2 protein-coding genes and 1 pseudogene are annotated in these 1942 nt (G+C 46.5%); 2 read left to right on the top strand and 1 reads right to left on the bottom strand.

The annotated features are described in order from the left end of the window. A partial coding sequence (ribBA, locus tag B7Y67_RS16470) for a bifunctional 3,4-dihydroxy-2-butanone-4-phosphate synthase/GTP cyclohydrolase II (protein WP_293599557.1) occupies positions 1 to 1119 on the bottom strand: 1119 nt, incomplete at its 3' end. Positions 1120 to 1250: 131 nt separating this feature from the next. Here ribBA and B7Y67_RS16465 point away from each other — a divergent pair. Continuing rightward, on the top strand, positions 1251 to 1589 hold the full coding sequence (locus B7Y67_RS16465; RefSeq protein WP_293599556.1) for a prepilin-type N-terminal cleavage/methylation domain-containing protein: 339 nt from the start codon (positions 1251 to 1253) through the stop codon (positions 1587 to 1589). A 28-nt stretch (positions 1590 to 1617) separates the two neighbouring features. Next, positions 1618 to 1942: pseudogene (locus tag B7Y67_RS16460) on the top strand (hypothetical protein); the annotation flags it as partial.

Raw genomic sequence — 1942 nt, 5'->3', positions numbered from 1 at the left:
GGTGTAGCCAGTCACTTCAAGCTTATATCCAGATAGGCTTGGGACCGGACTTGGATTGGCTAGCAAACGCATCTTTCCTATACCAAGATCTTTAAGGATTTGTGCGCCTATGCCGTAAGTACGGAAATCTGTTTTGCGTGCTGGCGGTGCACTTGGGTTTTCTGACTGTGTGCCATTGAGTTTATGAAACTGTGCCAACCAATCTGCATCTCCTGGAGCCGCAATACCAGAGACATTGAGTAAAACAGCGACGCCAGCTGTTGAAGCTGCTAGCTTTTGGAGTGCTTGAGCCAGTGGCCAGGAGTGGGTGCTGACATGAGCGTCCAAGAAATCCAATGCTGTTAGGGGTTCATGTACACGAACTAAAGTTTCTACATTTTCCGAAGGCTTACCGTGAACTAAAGCCAAGTGAATGCAAGAGCTTGGGGTATCGCGATAGACGATACCTTGGAACTTGCCCCAAGGAGTGTTGAACTCACGCTCGCCTTCGCGGACCACAATGCTTTCATGTTGGCTGCGATACTGAATGAGATCAGCAATACTGCCAATTTTTAATTGATGTTCTTTTGCAAACTCTAGTAAATCTGGCAAACGTGCCATGCTGCCATCGTCCTTCATGATTTCGCAAATCACGGCAGTAGGTGAGCAACCTGCCATTGCTGCTAAATCACAACCAGCCTCTGTATGGCCTGAGCGAATCAATACGCCACCAGGCTGTGCCATCAATGGAAAGATGTGGCCTGGTTGAACCAGGTCATTTGGTTTTGCATTAGCTGCAACCGCGGTTTTGATCGTATGGGCGCGGTCAGCAGCTGAAATTCCGGTGGTAACGCCACTAGCCGCTTCAATCGAAACTGTGAAATTGGTACCCATGGATGTACCGTTATCGCGCACCATTAAAGGAAGATTAATTTGTTGGCAACGTTCGCGTGTCAAAGTCAGGCAAATTAATCCACGACCATGCTTAGCCATAAAATTTACCGCCTCAGGGGTGACATGGTCAGCGGCGAGTACTAAATCACCTTCATTCTCACGATCCTCTTCGTCAACCAAGATCACCATCTTGCCGGCTTTCATGTCGGCAACGATTTCTTTGGTTGAGGCGAGGATATTTTGCATAGCTCTCTATTTTAAGCTGAGGAGGGGCTTTTGGCCCCTACCCTGCGCACTGGGCCCAATATCCAGCTTTTCTGACGATCGGCGCCCATGTATTGGCTGTATTCGCTTGATGTGACTTAGGAGAATGGCCAATGCCCAATATTTCCAATAAGTACGGCCATAGACCCACTAAGCTCCGGGATTTAAAACGACAAGCCAATGGCTTTGTCTTGTTGGAAGTGCTTGTAGCGATGAGCTTGATAGCAACTGGCTGGAGCAGCCTTGGTAATACCTATCAAAAATTAGTGCTCGTTATGGGGCAATTAGGGGCAAAACGAGTGCAAATACACAAGGAGCTAGACCAACATGAGATTGCCCAAGCTACAGCAGCAAAAATCGTTTCGAGAGAAAGTCTATTAAATGAGTCTACTGGAGTGTCTCGTCGGATTCGCCCTGTGCCTGATCTTGGTAAGGCCTCTATTAAAAAATAGTGGAGAACTGATCGTCAAACAAATTGAGTTGGAGAAATCCCAATCACTCGCGCTTGAAGCGGATCGCGCTTTGGAATTAATTGGCCGTTCTATTCGTATGGCTGGATTTCAAAATTTACCATCTCGATTGGCAAGACAGGCACAACAATCGAAACAAGATTTCATTGATATTCAAAAAGGGGTTGGATATCAAGGGTCGGATTCCATCACAGTAAAGCATGAGGTTTCTAAAGGAGTTGATTTCGATTGCATTGGAAATGCTATTACTAAAGAGCGCGCCAAGAAGAATATCTCTCAACAGGGATTCATGGTTGATCGACAAGTAAGTCTTCCTAAGGGTGTGCAAGTAAATG

Source organism: Polynucleobacter sp. 35-46-11, assembly GCF_002281105.1.
Note: the sequence above shows the minus strand (reverse complement) of the source record. Positions and strands in the feature narration are given on the sequence as shown.